This window comes from Enterobacter sp. UPMP2052, assembly GCF_053709675.1.
This window is the reverse complement of sequence record NZ_JBSKJR010000001.1, coordinates 24,612-45,122: the sequence shown is the minus strand read 5'-3', so window position 1 is coordinate 45,122 and position 20,511 is coordinate 24,612. Positions and strand designations below refer to the sequence as shown.

The 20,511-nt window shown below is 57.1% G+C and carries 16 protein-coding genes; 5 read left to right on the top strand and 11 right to left on the bottom strand.

Annotated features, from left to right (window positions below; translation table 11 throughout):
• Window positions 1-88 precede the first annotated feature (88 nt).
• Window positions 89-1,366 (top strand): stationary phase inducible protein CsiE, encoded by a 1,278-nt coding sequence (gene csiE, locus ACWKX3_RS00210; protein ID WP_454541095.1) that lies wholly within the window; start codon window positions 89-91, stop codon window positions 1,364-1,366.
• On the opposite strand, the gene ACWKX3_RS00205 is transcribed toward csiE, so the two are convergent.
• The gene (locus ACWKX3_RS00205; protein WP_454541094.1) at window positions 1,363-2,502 is read right to left on the bottom strand and encodes a 3-phenylpropionate MFS transporter; all 1,140 of its coding nucleotides are present in this window, start codon (window positions 2,500-2,502) and stop codon (window positions 1,363-1,365) included. The two genes, csiE and ACWKX3_RS00205, sit on opposite strands and share 4 nt — an antisense overlap.
• A gap of 174 nt (window positions 2,503-2,676) precedes the next feature.
• Between ACWKX3_RS00205 and ACWKX3_RS00200 the strand changes: the two genes are divergently transcribed.
• The gene (locus ACWKX3_RS00200; RefSeq protein ID WP_006176701.1) at window positions 2,677-3,099 is read left to right on the top strand and encodes a DoxX family protein; all 423 of its coding nucleotides are present in this window, start codon (window positions 2,677-2,679) and stop codon (window positions 3,097-3,099) included.
• Between the two features lie 54 nt (window positions 3,100-3,153).
• On the opposite strand, the gene glyA is transcribed toward ACWKX3_RS00200, so the two are convergent.
• Window positions 3,154-4,407 carry a serine hydroxymethyltransferase gene (gene glyA / locus ACWKX3_RS00195; RefSeq protein ID WP_045783563.1) on the bottom strand — a complete coding sequence of 418 codons (1,254 nt, stop codon included), beginning with the start codon at window positions 4,405-4,407 and terminating at the stop codon, window positions 3,154-3,156.
• Window positions 4,408-4,711: 304 nt separating this feature from the next.
• Between glyA and hmpA the strand changes: the two genes are divergently transcribed.
• Window positions 4,712-5,902: an NO-inducible flavohemoprotein gene (gene hmpA, locus ACWKX3_RS00190; protein WP_042320435.1), complete on the top strand. Its 1,191-nt coding sequence runs from the start codon at window positions 4,712-4,714 to the stop codon at window positions 5,900-5,902.
• Between the two features lie 83 nt (window positions 5,903-5,985).
• Here hmpA and glnB read toward each other — a convergent pair whose 3' ends face one another.
• The 5 genes from glnB to purL form a co-directional block, all read right to left on the bottom strand.
• Window positions 5,986-6,324 (bottom strand): nitrogen regulatory protein P-II, encoded by a 339-nt coding sequence (gene glnB / locus ACWKX3_RS00185; protein WP_003860685.1) that lies wholly within the window; start codon window positions 6,322-6,324, stop codon window positions 5,986-5,988.
• An 80-nt stretch (window positions 6,325-6,404) separates the two neighbouring features.
• The gene (gene glrR, locus ACWKX3_RS00180; RefSeq protein WP_006176705.1) at window positions 6,405-7,742 is read right to left on the bottom strand and encodes a two-component system response regulator GlrR; all 1,338 of its coding nucleotides are present in this window, start codon (window positions 7,740-7,742) and stop codon (window positions 6,405-6,407) included.
• A complete protein-coding gene (qseG, locus tag ACWKX3_RS00175) occupies window positions 7,729-8,502 on the bottom strand; it encodes a two-component system QseEF-associated lipoprotein QseG (protein ID WP_236346854.1) in 774 nt (257 codons plus the stop codon). The genes glrR and qseG overlap by 14 nt, the downstream gene beginning before the upstream one ends.
• Entirely contained in the window at window positions 8,499-9,932 is a 1,434-nt protein-coding gene (qseE, locus tag ACWKX3_RS00170) for a two component system sensor histidine kinase QseE/GlrK (RefSeq protein ID WP_454541672.1), read from the bottom strand. Before qseE ends, qseG begins: the two co-directional genes overlap by 4 nt.
• 518 nt (window positions 9,933-10,450) lie before the next feature.
• Window positions 10,451-14,338, bottom strand: coding sequence for a phosphoribosylformylglycinamidine synthase (purL, locus tag ACWKX3_RS00165; RefSeq protein WP_454541093.1), 3,888 nt, complete (start codon window positions 14,336-14,338; stop codon window positions 10,451-10,453).
• A gap of 266 nt (window positions 14,339-14,604) precedes the next feature.
• Between purL and mltF the strand changes: the two genes are divergently transcribed.
• Complete coding sequence (gene mltF / locus ACWKX3_RS00160) at window positions 14,605-16,155, top strand: membrane-bound lytic murein transglycosylase MltF (protein WP_058610321.1); 1,551 nt, start codon at window positions 14,605-14,607, stop codon at window positions 16,153-16,155.
• On the opposite strand, the gene tadA is transcribed toward mltF, so the two are convergent.
• Genes tadA through murQ form a run of 4 tightly spaced genes read right to left on the bottom strand, consistent with a single transcriptional unit; the run spans window position 16,043 to window position 19,513 of the window.
• Window positions 16,043-16,549 carry a tRNA adenosine(34) deaminase TadA gene (gene tadA / locus ACWKX3_RS00155; RefSeq protein WP_006176711.1) on the bottom strand — a complete coding sequence of 169 codons (507 nt, stop codon included), beginning with the start codon at window positions 16,547-16,549 and terminating at the stop codon, window positions 16,043-16,045. The two genes, mltF and tadA, sit on opposite strands and share 113 nt — an antisense overlap.
• Before the next feature lie 57 nt (window positions 16,550-16,606).
• Window positions 16,607-17,242: a phosphatidylglycerophosphatase C gene (gene yfhb, locus ACWKX3_RS00150; RefSeq protein WP_006176712.1), complete on the bottom strand. Its 636-nt coding sequence runs from the start codon at window positions 17,240-17,242 to the stop codon at window positions 16,607-16,609.
• A 3-nt stretch (window positions 17,243-17,245) separates the two neighbouring features.
• Window positions 17,246-18,607: a PTS transporter subunit EIIC gene (locus tag ACWKX3_RS00145; protein ID WP_137272227.1), complete on the bottom strand. Its 1,362-nt coding sequence runs from the start codon at window positions 18,605-18,607 to the stop codon at window positions 17,246-17,248.
• Between the two features lie 9 nt (window positions 18,608-18,616).
• Entirely contained in the window at window positions 18,617-19,513 is an 897-nt protein-coding gene (murQ, locus tag ACWKX3_RS00140) for an N-acetylmuramic acid 6-phosphate etherase (RefSeq protein ID WP_102890369.1), read from the bottom strand.
• Between the two features lie 118 nt (window positions 19,514-19,631).
• Between murQ and ACWKX3_RS00135 the strand changes: the two genes are divergently transcribed.
• Window positions 19,632-20,480, top strand: a complete 849-nt coding sequence (locus tag ACWKX3_RS00135) for a MurR/RpiR family transcriptional regulator (protein ID WP_006176716.1) — start codon at window positions 19,632-19,634, stop codon at window positions 20,478-20,480.
• Window positions 20,481-20,511 lie beyond the last annotated feature (31 nt).

Genomic DNA, 20,511 nt, shown 5'->3' with positions numbered 1-20,511 from the left:
CAATCCTGAGTGAAAGGCCCGCCGGCGCGCTTTTCAGCGCCCATCCTTTAGCTATTCTTATCTTACATTCACACTGGATACCCGACAGATGATGACGACGCTTGAAATTCCATCTGTGCTTTCCAGTTCGCAGCGCCGCTGCCAGGTGCTTTTGATGCTTTACCTGCCCGATGCTGCCGTCACCGCACAGAGCATCATTGCTGCCAATGGGGTGGACGATGCCATCGCACGGCAAGATATAGCCGAGACGCGCGATGAAATCCAGCGCTATCACCAGCTGGATATCGTTACGCACCACGACGGCTGCTACCGACTTGAAGGCTCCTCCCTTAACCAGCGCTTATGTTTGCTGCACTGGCTGCGCCGCTCGCTCCGGCTTTGCCCGCATTTTGTCTCGCACCAGTTTACCCCTGCGTTAAAAACCGCGCTTAAACAACAGGGTATCGCGCGACCGCTTTATGATGATGCGAACCTGCGGGCGTTGATTAACTTTTGCTCACGTAAGCTGCAGCGTCAGTTTGAGTGCCGCGACGTTCAGTTTTTACAGCTCTACCTGCAATACTGTCTGATTCAACACCATCGGGGCAACACTCCGCAGTTTTCGCCGGTTCAGCGCAGCTGGACGCAGTCGAGAGGGGAGTATTTTACGGCGCAGGAGATTGTCCGCCACTGGAAACGTCGCGTCCCGCAGGGCACCCATGGCGATGAGCAGCTGTTTCTCGCGCTGCTGTTTATGATGCTGCGCACCCCCGACCCGGCGCTCGATAAACACCAGCAGGATCAGCGTTTACGCCGGGCGATTGTGCGGATGGTCGCCCGTTTCCGGGCGCAAACGGGGATGAACTTCAGCGATGAACAGGGGCTGACCGACCAGCTGTATGTCCATCTCGCGCAGGCGCTGGACCGCTCGCTGTTTGAGATTGGCATCGACAATAGCCTGCCGGAGGAGATCCATCGGCTTTATCCACGCCTGTTGCGCACCACCAAAGAGGCGCTGTATGAGCTGGAAGCCGAGTTTGGGCTGCGGTTCTCGGATGAAGAGATGAGCCTGGTGGCGGTGATTTTTGGTGCCTGGCTGATGCAGGAGACCGACCTGCACGAAAAACAGGTGGTGTTACTGACGGGTGAAGATAAAGCGTGCGAGGCGCATATCGAACAGCAGTTGCGCGAGCTCACGCTGCTGCCGCTCAATATCCGTTACCTGACGCTACAGAGCTTTCAGAAAGAGGGCGCACCGCGCGAAGCGGCGCTGGTTATCACGCCCTATCCTACCGCTCTGCCGCTGTTCTCGCCGCCGCTGATCCATGCCGTAGAGACACTGAACGCGCAGCAGCAAGAACATATCCGCGCCATGCTGGAACATTAAGCCCGGGCGGTTACCTTAGGACGCACGATGATGGCAGGCAGCGCGACCAGCGCCATCACCCAGAACACGCCGTGCCCAAGGTGCTGATACAGGAAGCCCGCAAAGACGGTCATGATCGCAATACTGCCGCCCATCGCGACTGCAGAGTAGACCGCCTGCAGGCGAATAACGTCTCCGCCCTCTCGCGCCGCGATATAGCGCATCGCCGCCAGATGACAGACGGTAAAGGTACCGCAGTGCAGGATTTGCGCGACGATGAGCCACGGCAGTTCGGTGGTCCAGCCCATGATGCCCCAGCGCGCCACACCGCAAATGGCGGAGAGCAACAGCAAATCACGCGCGCCAAAGCGGCTGAACAGTTTTTTACTCAGCGCAAAGATAATGACCTCGGCGACCACCCCCAGCGACCACAGGTAGCCCACCGCAGACGCAGAGTATCCCGCCCCCTGCCAGTAAATGGCACTGAAGCCATAATAGGCCGCGTGTGCCCCCTGAAGCAGGCATACGCAGGCCAGGAAACGCCAGCTTTGTGCCACCAGGCTGCGCCATGCGGGCCAGCCTGCGCTCTCATGGTGACGGCTTTCACCCTGCGGCATCACGGACGGGCGGAGCAGCATCCCCAGCAGCATTGAGGCAATCCCGATGCTCAGCAGCGCCAGGATCGCGTGATAATCATAGAGGCTGACCAGCTTCCCCACCAGCGCAGAGCCAATCACAAAGGCGATCGATCCCCACAGCCGCACGCGGCCATAGTCCATGGTGATCTGTTTTTGCCAGGTGTTCGCCAGCGCATCCGTCAGCGGAACCAGGGGAGAGAAAAACAGGTTAAAACCAACCATCACCACCATCAGCCAGGCAAACTGATGGCTGACCCAGAAGCAGGCGACAAACACCAGCGTCAGCAAGGCGAGTATGCGTACGGCTTTAATCAGTAAGGACGGATCGCTAACGCGCGGCGCAATCAGCAGGCTACCGAGGAAACGCGCCACCAGCCCTGCCCCCAGCAGGACGCCGATGGTTTCCGGGCTCAGGCCGATCCCTTTGAGCCAGACGCTCCAGAATGGCAGAAAAATGCCGTAGCTAAAGAAGTAGGTAAAATAGCTGAGCGCCAGCCAGCGCGTGGAATGCAAGACCATGAATCCCTCCCGAAATGAAGGCCATAGTCTGGCGAGAATAGGCAAATTAAGCAAGTCGATAGCCTGCTATAAGTTAACGAAAATTTAACATTCCGTGCAGTCGGCTGGCTTATGGCAAGGCAGGAAAATCTGTATTAGGTTTAAATGACTCCCCTCTGCAGAGGTATTTCTGCCATGAACTCGCTTCGCTACCTCGATTTTGGCCAGTCGCGCCACCTGTTGCTGTTGGTTGCCCGCATCGCCATCGTTGTGTTGTTTATTATTTTTGGCTTCCCAAAACTGACGGGCTTTAGCGGCACCGTGCAGTATATGACGTCGCTTGGCGCACCCATGCCAATGCTGGCGGCGATTATCGCGGTGGTCATGGAAGTGCCCGTCGCGATAGTGATCGTGCTTGGCTTTTTCACCCGTCCTCTCGCCGTGCTGTATGTTTTTTACACCCTGGGAACAGCGGTGATTGGTCACCATTACTGGAATATGACCGGCGATGCGGTTGTGCCGAATATGATTAACTTCTACAAGAATGTGAGTATTGCGGGCGCGTTTCTTTTGCTGGCGATTGTCGGGCCGGGCGCAATCTCCCTCGACCGACGTTAGCCCATAAAAAAAGGCCGCAAGCGCGGCCTTAATACTGTCTGCAAAGCAGTAAGATTATGCGTACACCGGGAAGCGTGCACAGATATCCAGCACTTTACCTTTAACACGCTCAATGACCGCTTCGTCATTGATGTTGTCCAGCACGTCGCACATCCAGCCCGCCAGCTCTTTCACTTCTGCTTCTTTGAAGCCACGGCGCGTGACGGCCGGAGAGCCGATACGGATACCGGACGTCACAAACGGGCTCTTAGGATCGTTTGGTACGCTGTTTTTGTTGACGGTGATGTTGGCGCGGCCCAGGGCAGCGTCAGCTTCTTTACCGGTCAGGTTCTTATCAACCAGATCCAGCAGGAACAGGTGGTTTTCAGTACCGCCGGAAACCACTTTGTAGCCACGGTTCAGGAACACTTCCACCATCGCTTTAGCGTTCTTAGCAACCTGCTGCTGGTAAACTTTGAACTCTGGCTCCATCGCTTCTTTCAGCGCCACGGCTTTTGCCGCGATGACGTGCATCAGCGGGCCGCCCTGTGCGCTTGGGAACACGGCTGAGTTCAGTTTCTTATACAGATCTTCGTCGCCGCCTTTTGCCAGGATCAGGCCACCGCGTGGGCCGGCCAGCGTTTTGTGGGTGGTGGTGGTGACAACGTGCGCATGTGGAACCGGGTTCGGATAGACGCCTGCAGCAATCAGACCGGCAACGTGTGCCATGTCGACGAACAGGTAAGCGCCGATGCTGTCTGCGATTTCGCGCATTTTAGCCCAGTCAACCACGCCGGAGTAAGCGGAGAAGCCACCGATAATCATCTTCGGCTTGTGCTCTTTGGCCTGCTTCGCCATGTCTTCGTAGTCAATTTTACCGGACTCATCAATACCGTAAGGAATGATGTTGTACAGTTTGCCAGAGAAGTTAACCGGGGAGCCGTGAGTCAGGTGGCCGCCCTGCGCCAGGTTCATACCCAGAACGGTATCGCCCGGCTGCAGCAGCGCGGTATAGACCGCAAAGTTAGCCTGAGAGCCGGAGTGTGGCTGGACGTTTGCGTAGTCAGCGCCAAAAAGCTCTTTTGCGCGGTCAATCGCCAGCTGCTCAACGATATCAACGTACTCGCAACCGCCGTAATAGCGCTTGCCCGGATAACCTTCAGCATATTTGTTGGTCAGCTGAGAACCCTGCGCCTGCATGACGCGCGGGCTGGTGTAGTTCTCGGAGGCGATCAGTTCGATGTGCTCTTCCTGACGTACTTTTTCCTGCTCCATAGCCTGCCACAGTTCGGCATCATAATCGGCAATGTTCATTTCACGCTTTAACATCCGCATCTCCTGACTCAGCTAACAAGTAAATTTTTGGCCTGAAAAGGCAGTCCTGTTGGACGACGCGCAACAGTATAACCGAATAGTTCTTCGATAACAGGTCTTGACAAACGATTTTACGCAAACGTTTTCCTGCGCGCCACGCAAGGGTTTGAGCAATAAAGCGGTCGTCCGTTTCAGCGGATTTCTTTTCAGCTTTGTGATGCATATTTTTCACTATGCAAAGAACCATTTACATTACAGGGTTATTTTTATAAGATGCATATAAAATACATCATTAAAGTAACATATGAAGGAAGTTGCTATGTTAGACGCTCAAACCATCGCTACCGTTAAGGCTACTATTCCCCTGCTTGTCGAAACCGGCCCTAAACTTACCGCCCACTTTTACGATCGCATGTTCGCGCATAATCCGGAGCTCAAAGAGATTTTTAACATGAGCAACCAGCGCAACGGCGACCAGCGTGAAGCGTTGTTTAACGCCATCGCTGCCTATGCCAGCAATATTGAAAACCTGCCGGCCCTGCTGCCTGCGGTAGAGAAAATCGCGCAGAAACATACCAGCTTTCAGATCAAACCGGAGCAGTACAACATTGTTGGCGCTCATCTGCTGGCAACGCTGGACGAGATGTTCAGCCCAGGCCAGGAGGTGCTTGACGCCTGGGGCAAAGCCTACGGCGTGCTGGCAGGCGTGTTTATCAACCGTGAAGCAGAGATCTACAGCGAAAACGCCAGTAAAAACGGCGGCTGGGAAGGCACTCGTGCGTTCCGCATCGTCGAAAAAACGCCGCGCAGCGCGCTGATTACCAGCTTTGAATTCGAGCCGGTCGACGGGCAGCCGGTGGCAGATTACCAGCCGGGCCAGTATCTCGGCGTGTGGCTGAAGCCAGACGGTTTCCCGCATCAGGAGATCCGCCAGTACTCCCTTACCCGTAAGCCGAACGGCAAAGGCTACCGTATTGCGGTGAAACGCGAAGAGGGTGGCCAGGTATCAAGCTGGCTGCATAACGAAGCGAAAGTGGGCGACGTGGTGCATCTGGCCGCACCGGCGGGCGATTTCTTTATGGCCGTTGAGTCAAATGTACCGGTTACGCTGATCTCTGCGGGTGTGGGTCAAACGCCAATGCTGGCGATGCTGGATACTCTTGCAAAATCTCACCACAGCGCGCAGGTGAACTGGTTCCACGCTGCAGAAAACGGTGATGTGCATGCTTTTGCGGATGAAGTGACAGCGCTGGCAGCAGGTCTGCCGCACTTTACGGCGCACACCTGGTATCGTCTGCCAACGGATGCGGACCGCGCGGCAGCACGTTTCGACAGCGAAGGTCTGATGAATTTGAGCCAGCATGAAGGGGCGTTTAGCGCGCCGGAAATGCAGTTCTACGTGTGTGGACCGGTAGCGTTTATGCAGTATGCCGCGAAGCAGTTGGTTGACCTGGGCGTCAATAAAGACAACATTCATTACGAATGTTTCGGGCCGCATAAGGTGCTGTAACGCAAAAAGCCCCTCAAACGAGGGGCTTTTTTTTCGCCGGATGGCGGCTGCGCCTTACCCGGCCTACATAACCATTAACAACGTTAAATCGCCGCGTCGTCTTCTTCACCGGTACGAATACGGATCACGCGCGCCACGTCAAAGACGAAGATTTTGCCGTCGCCGATTTTACCCGTCTGAGCCGTGCGGATAATGGTATCCACGCAGGTGTCCACGATGTCGTCGCTGACCACGATTTCAATTTTTACTTTCGGCAGAAAGTCCACCATGTACTCTGCGCCACGGTACAGCTCAGTGTGACCTTTTTGACGACCAAAACCTTTCACTTCCGTCACTGTCATCCCGGTGATGCCCACTTCTGCCAGCGCTTCACGTACATCATCCAGTTTGAAAGGTTTAATAATCGCATCAATTTTTTTCATGGTGGGTCCTTAAACTCTTGCCTGTAAGCTGCCTCGTAATCGATTGCTCACAGTATCATATTCGTTCGGATTTTGCGGTACTACTCTTTAAAATCGTTCGCTTCCAGCTCGTGGCGTGACAGCAGCTTGTAGAACTCGGTACGGTTGCGTCCGGCCATGCGCGCCGCGTGGGTCACGTTGCCCTTAGTGATTTGCAAAAGCTTGCGCAGATAATTGAGTTCGAACTGATTGCGCGCTTCCGCGAAGGTGGGCAGCGCCGTGTTTTCCCCTTCCAGCGCCTGCCCTACCAGCGCATCGCTAATGACCGGCGACGACGTCAACGCCACGCACTGCTCAATGACGTTTACCAGCTGACGGACGTTGCCCGGCCAGCTTGCGGTCATTAGACGTTTCATCGCATCGGTGGAAAAGGCCCGCACAAAAGGTTTATGACGATCGGCGGACTGGCGCAGCAGATGGTTCGCCAGCAGCGGGATATCTTCCGCTCGCTCGGCCAGCGCCGGAATTTTCAGGTTCACGACGTTCAGGCGGTAATAGAGATCTTCGCGAAACTCGTTGCGCGCCATCACCTTCGGCAAATCACGGTGGGTTGCAGAGATAATGCGCACGTTGATGTCGATATCCCGGTTGCTGCCGAGCGGGCGAACTTTGCGTTCCTGCAGCACGCGCAGCAGTTTAACCTGCAGCGGCGCGGGCATATCGCCAATCTCATCAAGAAACAGCGTGCCGCCTTCCGCTGCCTGGAAGAGCCCTTCCCGGCTGCTGACCGCGCCGGTAAAGGCACCGCGCGCGTGACCAAAGAGTTCGGATTCCAGCAGTTGCTCCGGCAGCGCGCCGCAGTTAATGGCGATAAAGGCATTTTTGCTACGCGGGCTGGCGTTGTGGATCGCCTGCGCCAGGATCTCCTTCCCGGTTCCGCTCTGGCCGTTAATCAGAACGCTGACGTCAGATTGCGCCACCATCCGCGCCTGTTCGAGCAAGCGCAGCATAACAGGGCTACGCGTCACGATGGATTCACGCCAGGTCTCATCACCGGAAGGCGCGGCATGTTCAAGCGCGCTGTCGATGGCCTTATACAGCGCGTCTTTATCTACCGGTTTGGTCAGGAAGCTGAACACCCCCTGCTGCGTTGCGGCCACGGCGTCCGGAATAGAGCCGTGCGCGGTAAGGATAATCACCGGCATTCCCGGCTGCTGCTTCTGGATCTCGGCGAACAGCTGCATGCCGTCCATCTCGTCCATCCGTAAATCGCTGATGACCAGATCGATCTTCTCGCGGGAGAGGACTTTTAGCCCTTCCTGGCCGCTTTCGGCAGTCACCACGGTGTAGCCTTCACTGACCAGACGCATCCCCAGCAGTTTTAACAGCCCGGGATCGTCATCCACCAGCAGGAGATGGGCAGGTTTACGGCTTGTCATGACTCACATCCTCTTGTTTGGGCGTGTCGCTCTCCTGATCCTCAGGCACCGCGGAAGGTTGATTACCTTTAGAGCCATCAGGCAGGTAGCTGCCCGTCGGCTTACGCGTTGAGAGTTGCCTTTCAATGTCGGTCAGATTTTCCAGCTTGCGGGTCGTGGTATCGAGCTGCGCGCGTAACGCGTCCTGCTGCTGGCGAAGGGTATCTAACTCGGCATCCGTCGCTTGTTGCAACCTGCTGTAGCGCGAGCGCTCCTCAGAGAGCTGCAACTGCAGGGCCTGTCCGTCACGCCACAGCTGGTACACCGGCCGCACCTGAGAGGGAATACTCATTGCCTGAGCATCGAGGCGCGTGGTATTCGCGCGGCGCTCAACCGGCGTGATTTTGGCATCTGCCATCAGGATCGCGCGCTTAAAGTTGTCCTGCCAGGTCTCTGCGCCCCACAGGGCCGCCTGCGCACGCGCGTCTACAGGCGCCAGACGCTGCGCGCAGTCGATCCCCCGCAGCCAGAACAACGGGTTGGTTTCGACGTCGTGCCCCGATAACTGCCAGATGCCCTCACACGGGGTGGTCAGGAAATTCGCCAGCTGGTTGACGGGCCATTTATCGTCTTGTTTTTCACTGATGGCACTCTTAGGTGCATGGGTGACACAGCCTGCCAGTAAAAGACATGGCAGGGTCAGGCGCAATGGTTTGCTGGAAAACGCCGCGCGCATTGCGCGGAAAAAGACGTGTGACATACTCACCAGACTTAGATTCATTTCATTGATTTTTCCGGCTCAAGAGGCAGTTCAATACGGAAGCAAACGTCCGATCGCGCATCGCTAACGATCTTCAGTTCACCCTGCATACGTCTTATGCAGTCGCGGGCAATACTCAGCCCCAGACCGCTTCCTTTTACCGCACCTTTCCGCTGATGACTGCCCTGAAAGAAGGGTTCAAATATCATTGTTTTTTCGTCATCCGGGATCGGGGTGCCCGTATTCGCTACGTCAATAAACACCCGAGAACCGTTCGTATAGCTTCTGATATAAATGTTACCGGATTCAGTACCATAGTGCACCGCATTGGAATAAAGATTATCCAGTACGCTCATCAGCAGCATCGGTTCGGCCAGACAAGCCGGCTCGTCGAGCGCCACAGCGGTATGCATCATTTTAGCCCTTGCGGGCAGGCTATGGGCAGAGATCACCATATCCACCAGCGGTTCAATCTCAACCCTCTCCAGCACCACCACACCATCCGCCAGCTTGCGGTTATAGTCCAGCAGTTGCTCAATAAGCTTTTGCAAATTGCGGCTGCTGGCGTCCAGTATCTCGACAATCTCTTTCTGCTCAGAGGTCAACGGCCCTGCCACCTCATCCGCCAGCAGTTCTGTGCCTTCGCGCATGCTGGCAAGCGGGGTTTTAAGCTCATGGGAGATGTGGCGCAAAAACTGATGGCGCTGAGATTCGAGCCACGCCAGGCGCTCCGAAAGCCAGATGATACGCTGCCCCACGGAGCGCAGCTCGCGCGGCCCTTTAAAGGCCACCGTGTCACCCAGGGACTTCCCCTCCCCCAGCCGGTTAATCATCCGCTGGATGCCCTTCACCGGGCCGATGATCATGCGCGTGAACAACACCACCAGCGCGAGGCTAACGAGAAAGAGTATTAACGCCTGCCAGCCAAAGAACTGCCCGCGCTCGGCAATCTCCTGCTGCAACTGCTGTCCACGCGAGAAAATCACCGTTCGCGTGGTCTGCACCATTTCGGTATTGGCGTTGGCAAAGGCTTCAAGACGCGCCGCGGCGGCTTCATCCGGGCCACTGTTTTTACACTGGAGCTGGGCAAGGCTGTTCAGATCCTGGCGCAATGCCTGGTAGAGTTTATCATCTGGCAGTACGCCCGCATGGGCGTCCAGCATTTCGCTGTAGCGCTTACGCTGATTCTGATAGACCTTCTCCAGCGTGCTGTCGTCGAGAACGCAATACTGGCGATAGCTGCGCTCCATCTCCAGCGCGGCGTTGGTCATTGCCTCACTGCGTCTGGCGTCAATGAGCGTGGTGCGGTTGGTTAATGCCGCCTGCGCGCTCAGGGCATTCAGGCTTTGCCACGCCTGCCATGCCAGCACCAGCAGTGGCAGCAGGATCAGCAAGAACGCCATCATAACGAGCTGTCGCAGGGAACGGGGGAAAGCGGGCCAGCGTTTCAACACATTACTCTCTTAATGTGGGTTTGATGAGAGCGTAACTGAGACTGACCGTCAGATACAACAAAGCCGGGTAAAAACCCGGCTTTGTCATGAAATGAGGCGGTGCCTAACTCGACGTTTCGCCCTGTCCTGATAAAGCATCGCTATGATCAGTAGTTGGACGGCAGGCACCTTTTTGTGCGTCATTCGAAGTTTATGTAGCACGTCCCGAAGGGGCTGACATAAGAGGGTGAATGAGCCACTGACTATTATTATGCAACAGCTGTGCCAACTTGCAAATAAATAATTTATCTTGATGATATTTAACGTTTTTATGCGTTAACTGAATTCATTATGACGTGAACGATTTTGCAGCTAAGTGTCGTTAATTAGCAACACCTTAACCGCAACCTGGTTACCACTATAAAAATCAACATGTTAAGTGTCGCCATCTGGCGACAACCAGTATAGGGGTTTGTCTCGATATCCCGACACCAAAAAAAAGCCTCCTGACGGAGGCTTTATTCTGCGCGGGAAACTTACCCCAACTGCTTGCGTGCGTTGCGGAAGATACGCATCCACGGGCTGTCCTCGCCCCAGTTTTCCGGGTGCCAGGAGTTGCTCACTGTACGGAACACGCGCTCAGGATGCGGCATCATAATCGTCGCCCGGCCGCTTTCGCTGGTCACAGCGGTGATCCCGTTTGCCGAACCGTTCGGGTTAGCCGGGTATGTTTCGGTTACCTTACCGAGGTTATCGACAAAGCGCAGCGCCACCAGGCCTTTGCTTTCAAGCTGCGCCAGGTGCGCGGCATCACGCACTTCGACCTGACCTTCGCCGTGAGAAACCGCAATGGGCATCTGTGACCCGACCATTCCCTGCAGCAGAAGTGACGGGCTTTGCGTTACTTCCACCAGGCTGAAACGCGCTTCGAAGCGGTCAGAGCGGTTACGCACGAAGCGCGGCCAGGCTTCGCTGCCCGGGATAAGCTCGCGCAGGTTAGACATCATCTGGCAGCCGTTACACACGCCCAGCGCCAGCGTCTGCGGACGGTGGAAAAAGGTCTCGAACTCATCTCGCACGCGGCTGTTGAACAGGATCGATTTCGCCCAGCCCTCACCCGCGCCCAGCACATCGCCGTAGGAGAAACCGCCACACGCCACCAGCGCCTGGAAATCATCCAGACCGGTACGCCCTGCCAGCAGGTCGCTCATGTGAACGTCAATGGCATCAAAGCCCGCACGGTGGAAGGCGGCCGCCATCTCAACGTGGGAGTTAACGCCCTGCTCGCGCAGTACCGCCACTTTTGGACGCGCGCCGGTGGCAATGTACGGTGCCGCAATGTCGTCGTTGATGTCGAAGGAGAGTTTCACGTTGAGGCCAGGATCGTTGTCGTTGGCCTTGGCCTCGTGTTCCTGATCGGCACACTCCGGGTTGTCGCGCAGGCGCTGCATCTGCCAGGTGGTTTCAGCCCACCACATACGCAGAGTGGTACGGCTTTCGCTGAACACCACGTGGCCGTCTGCTTCAATCACGAAGCGGTCACCCTGAACGGCTTTACCCAGATAATGCACGCAGTCAGCCAGACCGTGCTGCGCCAGAACAGCGTCGACCGCGTCGCGATCTGCCGCACGCACCTGAATCACCGCGCCCAGCTCTTCATTGAACAGCGCCGCCAGACGGTCATCCCCCAGCGAGGCGATGTTCGCCTCAACGCCGCAGTGGCCGGTGAAGGCCATCTCGGCCAGGGTGACCAGCAGGCCGCCATCAGAGCGGTCGTGGTAGGCCAGCAGCTTACGCTGCGCCACCAGCGCCTGAATCGCGTCGTAGAAGCCTTTTAACTGAGCGACGTCGCGCACGTCTGCCGGCTTGTCGCCGAGCTGACGATACACCTGCGCCAGCGCGGTCGCACCGAGCGCATTCTGCCCTTTGCCGAGGTCAATCAGCAGCAGGGCGTTGTCTTCGGTAGAGAGCTGTGGCGTCACGGTATGACGCACGTCCTCCACGCGGGCAAAGGCGGTAATCACCAGCGACAGCGGGGAGGTCATCTCGCGCTGCTCGTTGCCTTCCTGCCAGCGGGTTTTCATCGACATAGAGTCTTTACCCACCGGAATGGTCAGGCCAAGCGCAGGACACAGCTCCTCACCCACCGCTTTCACGGCTTCGTACAGGCCAGCATCTTCTCCCGGGTGTCCGGCTGCGGCCATCCAGTTCGCGGAGAGTTTGATCCGTTTGATATCACCGATCTGCGTCGCGGCGATGTTGGTCAGCGCTTCACCGACCGCCAGACGGGCAGAGGCGGCGAAGTCCAGCAGCGCCACCGGCGTACGTTCACCCAGCGCCATCGCTTCGCCGTAGTAGCTGTCGAGGCTCGCGGTGGTTACGGCACAGTTCGCCACCGGGATCTGCCACGGGCCAACCATCTGGTCACGCGCCACCATGCCGGTGACGGTACGGTCGCCAATGGTCACCAGGAACGTCTTCTCCGCGACGGCAGGCAGGTGCAGCACGCGGTTGACCGCGTCAGCCACGGTGATTGCCTGACGATTCAGCGCCTTACCCGCGGCTTTACGGGTCTGGACATCGCGGGTCATTTTTGGCGTTTTGCCGAGCAGCACGTCCAGCGGCAGATCGATAGGCTGATTATCGAAGTGGGTGTCGTTCAGGCTCAGGTGCTGTTCTTCCGTCGCTTCACCGATGACGGCATACGGGGCGCGCTCGCGGCGGCACAGCTCGTCAAACAGCGGCAGCTGGTCGGCGGCAACGGCCAGCACGTAGCGCTCCTGGGATTCGTTACACCAGATTTCCAGCGGGCTCATGCCTGGCTCATCGTTCAGAATGTCGCGCAGGTTAAAGCGCCCGCCGCGTCCACCGTCGCTCACCAGCTCCGGCATGGCGTTAGACAGACCGCCTGCGCCCACGTCGTGAATAAAGAGGATCGGGTTAGCGTCGCCCAGCTGCCAGCAGCGGTCGATCACTTCCTGACAGCGGCGCTCCATTTCAGGGTTATCACGCTGCACGGAGGCGAAATCGAGATCGGCGTCAGACTGGCCGGAGGCCATTGAGGAAGCAGCCCCGCCGCCCAGACCGATGTTCATTGACGGGCCGCCGAGGACGATCAGCTTCGCGCCCACCACGATCTCACCTTTCTGAACGTGATCGGCGCGAATGTTGCCGATCCCGCCTGCCAGCATGATCGGCTTGTGGTAGCCGCGCAGCTCTTCGCCGTTGTGGCTGTCCACCTTCTCTTCATAGGTACGGAAATAGCCGTTCAGCGCGGGACGACCAAACTCGTTGTTAAACGCCGCGCCGCCCAGCGGGCCTTCGGTCATGATATCCAGCGCGGTTACGATGCGCTCCGGCTTGCCGAAGTCTTCTTCCCACGGCTGTTCAAAGCCCGGAATACGCAGGTTAGAGACCGAGAAGCCCACCAGACCCGCCTTCGGTTTTGCACCGCGGCCCGTTGCACCTTCGTCACGGATTTCACCGCCGGACCCCGTTGCCGCGCCCGGCCACGGAGAGATCGCCGTCGGGTGGTTGTGCGTTTCTACCTTCATCAGGATATGTGCAGGTTCCTGATGGAAATCGTAGCGCCCTGCTTCGCGATCGGCGAAGAAGCGGCCCACCTCAGAGCCTTCCATCACCGCGGCATTGTCTTTATAGGCAGACAGTACGTGGTCAGGGGTGTGCTCCATGGTGTTTTTAATCATTTTGAACAGCGACTTCGGCTGCTGTTCGCCGTCAATAATCCAGTCGGCGTTGAAAATCTTGTGGCGGCAGTGCTCAGAGTTGGCCTGCGCGAACATATACAGCTCGATGTCGTTCGGATTGCGGTTCAGCTTCACAAAGGCATCGTGCAGGTAGTCGATTTCGTCTTCCGCCAGCGCCAGGCCGAGACGCAGGTTGGCGTCAATCAGCGCCTGACGGCCCTGCCCCAGCAGATCCACGCTCTGCACTGGCGCAGGCTGGTGGTGGGAGAACAACTTCTGCGCGTCGTCCAGAGAGGTAAATACGCTCTCCATCATGCGATCGTGCAGTTCAGCGGCTACGGTCTGCCACTGTTCCGCAGTCAGGGTAGAGGCTTCAACATAGTACGCCACACCGCGTTCCAGACGGTTAATCTGGTTCAGACCGCAGTTGTGAGCGATGTCGGTGGCTTTAGAAGACCAGGGGGAGATGGTGCCCGGACGCGGGGTAGCAAGGATCAGTGTGCCGGTTGGCGTGTGGCTACTCAGGCTTGGACCATACTTGAGCAGGCGTTCCAGCTGCTCGCGCTCTTCTGTGTTCAGGGGGGCGTTCAGATCAGCAAAATGGACATACTCAGCGTAAATATTGCTTACCGGAAGGTTGGCTGCCTGAAAGCGTGCCAGCAGTTTGTTGATACGGAAGGCAGACAGTGCAGGCGAACCACGCAGAATTTCCATCATAAGTCTCTCGTCTTCGAAGCGCCGGGGCGCTTTCAGTGTGCGCAAGGGGGAAAACGGGCGTCATTATAGAGAATCCTGAGCGCCGACGAAACCGTTTGCGTCGAAATAAAATCGGCGTTTACGTTTAACAATAGATGTGGCCTCTTTCTCTAATGGGTTGCCAACTGGCGCGGGTTTACGCAAAATGCCGCTCATCCAATGGCAATCCTTATTCTTACTATGGCTACAGCATACTGAGGCAACCGGCGTCGCAGAGAATTAACTAATTGAAAAAATTAAAGATTAATTATCTGCTCATCGGCATTGTGACGTTGCTGCTGGCAGTGGCCCTCTGGCCTTCAATCCCCTGGTTCGGTAAAGCCGAAAACCGCATCGCCGCCATTCAGGAGCGGGGGGAACTGCGCGTCAGTACACTTTCTTCGCCGCTTATCTACAGCGACATCAACGGCAAAACCATCGGCCTGGACTATGAGCTGGCGCAGCAGTTCGCCAACTACCTCGGCGTGAAGCTGAAGGTGACCGTGCGCCAGAACATCAACCAGCTGTTTGACGATCTCGATCATAACGAGGCGGACATACTTGCCGCCGGACTGGTGTACAACAGCGAGCGCAGCAAAAGCTATCAACCAGGCCCGACCTACTACTCCGTTTCCCAACAGCTGGTCTACCGCGTCGGCAGCCTGCGCCCGCGCTCGCTTGCCGGGATTGGCGAGCAGCAACTGACCATCGCCCCTGGCCATGTGGTGATTGACGATTTACGCGCGTTAAAAGAGACGAAATACCCGGATCTCAGCTGGACGGTTGACCCTAAGCTCGGCACCAACGCGCTGCTGGAGCAGGTGAAGGATAAAAAAATTCCGTACACCATTGCCGACTCGGTGGCGATCAGCCTGTTTCAGCGCGTTCACCCCGAAATCGCCGTCGCGCTGGACGTCACGGACGAACAGCCGGTGACCTGGTTTACCCAGCTTGATAACGATCAGACCCTCTCAGCGGCCATGCTGGATTTCTACAACACCATCAATGAAGACGGTACGCTGGCCCGCCTAGAAGAGAAATATCTCGGCCACGGTGATGACTTCGATTACGTCGACACCCGCAGTTTCTTACGCGCCGTCGATAGCGTTCTGCCTGACCTGCAGCCGTTGTTTGAGAAGTATGCCCAGGAAATTGACTGGAAATTACTGGCGGCCATTTCGTATCAGGAATCACACTGGGATACGCAGGCGACCTCTCCTACCGGGGTGCGTGGCCTGATGATGCTGACCAAAAACACGGCACAGAGCCTTGGCCTGACTGACCGCACCGATGCCGAGCAGAGCATCAGCGGTGGCGCGCGTTACCTGCAGGATATGATGGGGAAAGTGCCTGAATCGGTTCCGGAAGAGGAGCGTATCTGGTTTGCGCTGGCGGCCTATAACATGGGGTACGCGCACATGCTGGATGCCCGTGCGCTGACGGCGAAAACGAAGGGTAATCCGGACAGCTGGTCTGACGTTAAGCAGCGCTTGCCGCTCTTAAGCCAGAAGCCGTGGTACAACAAGCTGACCTACGGCTACGCGCGCGGGCATGAAGCCTACGCCTATGTGGAAAATATTCGTAAATATCAGATAAGCCTGGTGGGTTATCTGCTGGAAAAAGAAAAAGAGGCTGCTGAAGCGCAGCAGCTTGCGCAAAGCTACCCGATCGTCGCGCCGGATGAGCTTAATCGTCCGACCGCGTCAATTCTGCCTTTTGCTGCTTTTTCTGCTGCCGACGCATTCGAAAGAAGTCACTCAATAGACCCGAACATTCTGGTGCAAGTACCCCACCGATAATCTTCACCTGGTGGTTCATCCCCGGATGGCCGAGAACATCCATCAGCGAGCCTGCCGCCCCGGTTTTTTCATCCCGGGCACCAAAAACCAGCGTACCGATGCGGCTGTGGACCATCGCCCCTGAGCACATGACACAGGGCTCGAGCGTAACGTACAGCGTGGTATCAAGCAGGCGATAGTTTTGCATGACCAGTCCGCCCTGACGTAACGCCATAATCTCGGCGTGCGCGGTCGGATCGTGGCGGCCAATTGGCCGATTCCACCCTTCCCCAATGACCTGATTATTATGGACCAGCACGGCCCCCACGGGGACTTCGCCCTCTTCCCAGGCACGTTGGGCCAGCGTAAGCGCGTGGCGCATCCAGTATTCATGATCGCGTTCAGGGTTGGACAACGGTTAATACTCCTGTCTAAAAGCGGGCGGCATTATACACACCCGCTCTCAAGAAGACTATTCGAGTTGCTGGAGTTCACCTGACGGCGTGACGCGCCAGCGGTGCTGGCAAAAGTAGAGAAGCGGGTTGTCCTGTTTGCTGTCGCTGTAGCCGCTGTAAAGACGCAGCGGCGTACCGATGCGCTTTTCAAGCTGGACGACTTTTTCGTGCCCGAGGCAGCGCAGGGTGAGCACCCAGCCACCATAGCCTCTTGAGATCTGCGTGGCGATGAGATTGACGCGCGGTAGCCACGGGGTATCAACGTAAACCTGCTCAACCAGCGGCTGCGGCGAGCCGGTAATCAACCAGATGTCGGCGTCATTGGCATCGAGATACTGAGTGAGCCTTTCCTGAACTACGGGAAACGCGGTCACATGACCGCGAAACCAGTGCACAAAATCCTGTTCGAGCTGTTTAAGCCGCGCATCGCTGTGGCCGAACGTGCAGCCCCACAGCAGCAGGCTCATTGGCCATCGCGCGGCACGGCCTTTCACCAGCAGCGCAATGCCAATGACGGGTAAGAGCGGTAAGACGAGCAACGCATTCACAGGCTGACGCCGCAGCAGGTAGCGCATAAACGTGCCGAACATATCCTGCTGGTGCAGCGTTCCGTCCAGGTCGAAAAAGACAACGCGACGCTCGTGATTTGCCAAACCTTACTCCTCTGGGTCGTTGAATCCTAATAGCCAGGTAAACAGGAAACCTGCAATTACCGTTACCAAATAGCCTAACAGATAGAGCATGACTTTTCCGGTGACGATCGTTAATGCCAGCGGTAAACCCGACAGCCCAAAGGTAATCACGGTCGCCACTTTCCAGTAGCTAATCAGCGCCCCACCTACCGCACCGCCCAGACAGGCGGCAAGAAAGGGCTTACCCAATGGCAGCGTCACGCCGAAAATTAATGGCTCACCAATGCCGAGTAATCCGACTGGCATCGCGCCTTTAATCACTTTTTTCAGCCGCGCATTGCGGGTTTTCATCAGTACCGCGAGGGCCGCGCCCACCTGACCCACCCCGGCCATAGAGAGAATCGGCAGCAACGCGTTATACCCGTGCGCCTGTACCAGTTCGACGTGGATCGGTACCAGCCCCTGATGCAGACCGGTCAGTACCATCGGCAGGAACGTCCCCGACAACACCGCGCCGACCAGCAAGCCGCCGCGATCGATAGCCAGAGAGGCACCGTGCGCAATCGCCTCGGAGATCCATCCCCCCAGCGGCTGCAGCGCAACGATGGCGATTCCGCCTGCGATAAGCGTCGTCAGCAGCGGATTGAGGATAAGCTCAAGCGAGCCCGGCAGCAGGGCACGCAGTCTTTTCTCAATCCAGCACATCAGGATGACCACCAGCAGCACGGCAATGACGCCGCCCCGGCCAGGCTGAAGCGCCTCACCAAACAGCGTGATCTGCGCCAGCTGCGGGCTGGACAAAATGCCCGCCATCACGCCGCCCATGGCCATCGAGCCGCCAAACACCTTCGCAGTGTTGACCCCGACCAGAATGCTCATGATGGCAAACACGGCGCTGCCGAAGATCCCCAGAATGCCCAGCAGGTTCGGATAGTGGGTGGCGAAATCACCCACGATGTCCGGACGCTTGAGGATATTAATGATCCCTGTGATTAAGCCGGAGGCAATAAACGCCGGGATCAGGGGAATAAAGACGTTTGCCAGCTGGCGCAGCGCATCGCTCATCGGGGCTTTGTATTTGGCTTTCGCCTGCGCTTTGGTACGCTCGGCATCGTTAACTGTCGCTGTCGCCTCACCGCCCATTTGCGCACGCATGGCATCAACCACCTGTGCCGCTTTGCCCGGCCCGACGATCAGTTGATGCTGTTGCCCCTGCTTGACGTAGCCGCTGACGCCAGGAAGCTGCTTAAGACGCACGATGTCGAGCTGCTCATCGTCATGCACCTCGACGCGCACGCGCGTCATGCAGTTTTCCAGACGCTGTATATTTTTTTCCCCACCGATTCCCTTCAGGATGTCGCCGGCGAGCGCTGCTGTTTTTTCCATACACGCCTCTTATACGTTTTCTAATGCCGCCCGCAGGAAGCCTTGATGCCTTTCAAGGCTGGCTCGTGCGGCGGCTGCATCCAGCCCGCTTAATATCATCAGGATGGCCGGTTTCACATCGTAGTCCGTCTGCTTGAGTACCTTTTCCGCCTCCTCGCGGCTTGTCCCTGTGGCTTCCACCACCATGCGACACGCTCTGTCCACCAGCTTCACGTTGGTGGCCTTCATATCCACCATCAGGTTCTGGTAAACCTTGCCAAATTTCACCATCGCGCCGGTAGAGATCATATTCAGTACCAGTTTTTGTGCGGTTCCGGACTTCAGCCGCGTGGAGCCGGTAAGCGCTTCAGGCCCGACGACCGGTGAGATAGCGATATCTGCCACCTGCGCAATCGGGGAGCCGGGGTTGCAGGAGATAGCCACCGTGGTGCACCCGGTCTGCCTGGCGTACTCGAGGCCGCCAATGACGTACGGTGTACGCCCCGAGGCAGCCAGGCCCACCACCAGATCCTGCGCGGTCAGGTTCAGCGCCTTCAGGTCATCCTCACCCAGCTGTTTGCTGTCTTCCGCCCCTTCTACCGCCTTAAGCAGCGCGCCAGGACCACCGGCGATCAGCCCCACCACCAGGCCATGCGGTACACCAAAGGTCGGCGGGCATTCAGACGCGTCCAGCACGCCGAGACGTCCGCTGGTACCTGCGCCCATGTAAATAATGCGTCCACCGGCTTTCAGCGCGGCCGCTGCCGCATCGACCGCCTTCGCGACCTCTGGTAATGTCTCTTTCACCGCCAGCGCGACCAGCGTATCCTGCTGATTAAAACGGTTAACCAGTTCCAGCGTGGAGAGCGCATCCAGATCCATGGTTTGCGGGTTGCGCGTTTCAGAAACAAGTGAGCCAAGATTCATCTTTTGTACCTCAAGAATTTTTAATTCATAATAATCACACTATAATGGAATATAAAATTCATTCAGGCGAGCAAAATCCGTATTTGCGCAGGCAATCACATTTTCGCCAGGAGATCGTATGAACTGTTTAATTCGCATTCGCCAGCGTTACGCGGGCTTTGCCCAGAGCGATAAGAAGCTCGCGGACTTTCTACTGTCCCAGCCCGATCGGGCGCGCCATCTTAGCTCGCAGCAGCTGGCGAGCGAGGCGGGGGTAAGCCAGTCCAGTGTGGTGAAATTTGCCCAGAAGATTGGTTTTAAAGGCTTCCCGGCGCTGAAACTGGCACTCAGCGAAGCGCTGGTCAGTAACCCGAACCCGCAGTCGATGCCGGTGCATAACCAGATCCGCGGCGACGATCCGATGCGCCTGGTGGGCGAAAAGCTGATCAAAGAGAAGGTCGCGGCCATGCATGCGACGCTCGACGTCAACACCGAAGAGAAGCTGCTGGATAGCGTCGCGATGCTGCGTAACGCGCGGCGCATTATTTTGACCGGGATTGGCGCGTCCGGGCTTGTGGCGCGTAACTTTGGCTGGAAGCTGACAAAAATCGGTCTTAACGCCATTGTTGAGCAGGATATGCATGCCCTGCTGGCGACGGTCCAGGCAATGGATCCTGAAGACGTGCTGCTGGCGATCTCCTATTCCGGCGAACGCCGGGAGATCAATATGGCGACGGATGAAACGCTGCGCGTGGGTGGCAAAATTTTGGCTATCACCGGTTTCACCCCTAACGCGCTGCAACAGCGTGCGACACGCTGTCTGTATACCATCGCCGAAGAACAGGCCACGCGCAGCGCAGCCATCTCCTCCACCAGCGCCCAGATGATGCTGACGGATCTGCTGTTTATGGCTCTCGTTCAGCAGGATCTTGAGCATGCGCCGGAGCGGATCCGCCACAGCGAGGCGCTGGTAAAAAAACTGGTTTGAACAGAGAATGAGCGTATAATGCCCGCCCTGT

Excerpts from the sequence above, each read along its gene's own strand:
- csiE (WP_454541095.1), top strand. The coding sequence starts at position 89 with ATGATGACGACGCTTGAAATTCCATCTGTGCTTTCCAGTTCGCAGCGC.
- ACWKX3_RS00205 (WP_454541094.1), bottom strand. The coding sequence starts at position 2,502 with ATGGTCTTGCATTCCACGCGCTGGCTGGCGCTCAGCTATTTTACCTAC.
- ACWKX3_RS00200 (WP_006176701.1), top strand. The coding sequence starts at position 2,677 with ATGAACTCGCTTCGCTACCTCGATTTTGGCCAGTCGCGCCACCTGTTG.
- glyA (WP_045783563.1), bottom strand. The coding sequence starts at position 4,407 with ATGTTAAAGCGTGAAATGAACATTGCCGATTATGATGCCGAACTGTGG.
- hmpA (WP_042320435.1), top strand. The coding sequence starts at position 4,712 with ATGTTAGACGCTCAAACCATCGCTACCGTTAAGGCTACTATTCCCCTG.
- glnB (WP_003860685.1), bottom strand. The coding sequence starts at position 6,324 with ATGAAAAAAATTGATGCGATTATTAAACCTTTCAAACTGGATGATGTA.
- glrR (WP_006176705.1), bottom strand. The coding sequence starts at position 7,742 with ATGACAAGCCGTAAACCTGCCCATCTCCTGCTGGTGGATGACGATCCC.
- qseG (WP_236346854.1), bottom strand. The coding sequence starts at position 8,502 with ATGAATCTAAGTCTGGTGAGTATGTCACACGTCTTTTTCCGCGCAATG.
- purL (WP_454541093.1), bottom strand. The coding sequence starts at position 14,338 with ATGATGGAAATTCTGCGTGGTTCGCCTGCACTGTCTGCCTTCCGTATC.
- ACWKX3_RS00145 (WP_137272227.1), bottom strand. The coding sequence starts at position 18,607 with ATGGAAAAAACAGCAGCGCTCGCCGGCGACATCCTGAAGGGAATCGGT.
- murQ (WP_102890369.1), bottom strand. The coding sequence starts at position 19,513 with ATGAATCTTGGCTCACTTGTTTCTGAAACGCGCAACCCGCAAACCATG.
- ACWKX3_RS00135 (WP_006176716.1), top strand. The coding sequence starts at position 19,632 with ATGAACTGTTTAATTCGCATTCGCCAGCGTTACGCGGGCTTTGCCCAG.